At 68.8% G+C, this 2,481-nt stretch carries 3 protein-coding genes; all 3 read right to left on the reverse strand.

The window, feature by feature from the left end; translation table 11 throughout:
• Positions 1-25: 25 nt before the first annotated feature.
• Genes tnpC through tnpA form a run of 3 tightly spaced genes read right to left on the reverse strand, consistent with a single transcriptional unit; the run spans position 26 to position 2,347 of the window.
• Positions 26-1,585 carry an IS66 family transposase gene (tnpC, locus tag J2Y58_RS20765; RefSeq protein ID WP_025292356.1) on the reverse strand — a complete coding sequence of 520 codons (1,560 nt, stop codon included), beginning with the start codon at positions 1,583-1,585 and terminating at the stop codon, positions 26-28.
• A gap of 55 nt (positions 1,586-1,640) precedes the next feature.
• Entirely contained in the window at positions 1,641-1,988 is a 348-nt protein-coding gene (gene tnpB, locus J2Y58_RS20770; RefSeq protein ID WP_275402996.1) for an IS66 family insertion sequence element accessory protein TnpB, read from the reverse strand.
• Positions 1,985-2,347: an IS66-like element accessory protein TnpA gene (gene tnpA / locus J2Y58_RS20775; protein WP_007407193.1), complete on the reverse strand. Its 363-nt coding sequence runs from the start codon at positions 2,345-2,347 to the stop codon at positions 1,985-1,987. Before tnpA ends, tnpB begins: the two co-directional genes overlap by 4 nt.
• Positions 2,348-2,481: the final 134 nt, after the last annotated feature.

Genomic DNA, 2,481 nt, shown 5'->3' on the forward strand with positions numbered 1-2,481 from the left:
GTAAGCGTGGCGTGAGGACCGCAGTTTATGCGGCTTGGGCTGTTGGCTGATCTGTCTGGGGCACCCAGTTCCACGGCATCAGCTCGTCCCAGCGGGTGGCGGGCCAGTCGCCGGCGACCCTGGCGATGACATCGGCGATATAGGCCTGCGGGTCGACGCCGTTGGCCTTGCAGGTCTGGATGACGGTGTAGATGGCGGCGGCTCGCTCGCCGCCTGCGCGCGAACCCGCGAACAGCCAGTTGCGCCTTCCCACGGCGACGCCGCGCAGGGCCCGCTCCGCGATGTTGTTGTCGATCTCCAGACGCCCGTCACCCAGGAAGCGGCACAGCGCCGGCCAGCGTTTGGTGCCATAGGCGATGGCTTTGGCCATGTCGGACTTGGGCGACAGGCGGCGAAGGGCAGCGTCGAGCACCTCGCGCAAGGCGTCGACCAGCGACTGGCTTCGTTCCTGTCGCGCTCGACGGCGTACATCCGGCGGCTGACCACGCACCTCCGCCTCGACGGCATAGAGCGCGCCGATGCGCTCCAGGATATCGGTGGTCAGCGGCGTGGAGAGGCGCTCGTGCAGGTCGAACACCTTGCGCCGGAAGTGTGCCCAGCATGCCACCTCTGTGACGCCACCGCGGTACAGGGCGTCATAGCCCGCATAGGCATCGGCCTGGAGAAAGCCGCGAAAGCCGGCGAGATGCGCCTGCGGGTGCGCCGCGGTGCGGTCGGGCGTGAAGCGATACCATGTTGCGGGCGGTGTCGTGCTGCCGGACGCCTGGTCGTCGGCGGCGTACACCCACAGCCGCCCGGTCGCGGTCTTGCCACGGCCGGGGTCGAGCACCGGCACCGGCGTGTCGTCGGCGTGGATCTTGTCGGCCTTGAGCACCTCGTCACGGATACGGCTGACCACCGGGTCGAGCAGTGCTGCAGCTTGCCCGGCCCAGCCCGCGAGCGTCGAGCGGTCGATCTCGAGCCCCTGCGCGGCCATCATCTCGGCCTGGCGGTACAACGGCAGATGGTGGTCGAACTTGGAGACGACGACGTGCGCCAGCGTCGCGAAGGTCGCCTTGCCCCGCGCCACAGCGCTGACCGGCGCGGGTGCCTGGACGATCTTCTCGCAAGACCGGCAGCTGTATTTGGGGCGGACGTTGCGCACGACCCGCCAGCGCACCGGCACGATGTCGAGCATCTCGTGCGCGTCCACGCCCAGCCGGCGCAGCGCACCACCGCAGTCCGGGCAGGTGCAGATACCGGACGCCGGCTCGTGGACGACCTCCTCGCGCGGCAGATGCTCCGGCAGACTGCGGACCGGTGCCAGGCGCGGCGCTACTCCAGGCGCCGCAGTCTCGACTTCGGAAACATCCCGCTCCGTTTCCAGCTCTTCCAGCGCCAGCTCGAGCTGTTCGATCTCGCGGCCCAACTTCTCGGAGGAGGCACCGAACTGCATCCGCCGCAGTCGGGCGATCTGCCCGCGCAACGTGTCGATGAGCAGATCGCGGGCGGCGAGCGCGGCATTCGCCCGGGCGAGCGATGCCTCCAGCGCGGCGATCCGCGCGGTGGCATCAGCAGGGGAAACAGGCGCTTCCAGCACCCGCATTTCATAACAGATCACGCATCGACGGGCGAGAAAAAGCGTCGCAAAACCGCCGTTTTCACCCCGCCAGCGTCGGCGTGAACGTCCGCTCTGGGCGACGCCAGTCGATGCCCTCCAGCAGCATCGACAATTGTGCCGGCGTCAGCGTCACCGTGCCCGTCGCGGTCACCGGCCAGACGAACCGACCCCGGTCGAGCCGCTTGGAGAACAGGCACAGGCCTTGCCCATCGAACCACAGCAGCTTGACCACATGACCCCGCTTGCCCCGGAACGCGAACAACGCGCCCGAGTGCGGGTTCTGGGCCAGCACCTGCTGCACCAGTACCGCCAGGCCATCGAACCCTTTGCGCATGTCGGTGACGCCACACGCCAGGAACACCCGCGTCGGCAACGGCGTGGGGCTCAACGCAGCACCGACAACACTCGCGCCAGCGCGCCGGCGTCCACCGACCCGTCCACGCTCACTCGGACGCCACCCGGAAATTCGATGCAGATGAGGCCAGACGTGGATGTCGCCGGCTGCGGCGCAGGTGCGGCGACATCGGCCACGCGCACCTCGGCGAATGCCGGCAGCGCAGGCGCGACCCCGCCCAGCTTGCCCAGCCGCGCCTGCTTGCGCCACGTATAGATCAGGCTGCTCGACACCTCGCGCCGGGCGATGACATCACGGACCCGCACGCCCGGCCGGAACGCCTCGGCCAGGATCTCCAGCTTCTCCGCGTCCGACCAGCTCCGTCGGCCCGATACCCGGCCGACCACCTCCACACGACCAGTCGTACGAGCGCTCGTACGACCAGTCTCAGAACCGAAAACTTCCCGCACCGCCCGCGCCCTCGTCAAAGACGATAAGCATCCCGGCTACGGCCAAACGGGCAAGGCGGCCCTCAGGCCACGCTTAC

The organism is Sphingomonas sp. BE138 (assembly GCF_031456125.1).
In the GTDB taxonomy this organism is placed as follows: Bacteria; Pseudomonadota; Alphaproteobacteria; order Sphingomonadales; family Sphingomonadaceae; genus Sphingomonas.

What these genes read in the sequence shown, in the direction of transcription:
- tnpC (WP_025292356.1), bottom strand. Translation starts at nt 1,585, where the DNA reads ATGCGGGTGCTGGAAGCGCCTGTTTCCCCTGCTGATGCCACCGCGCGG.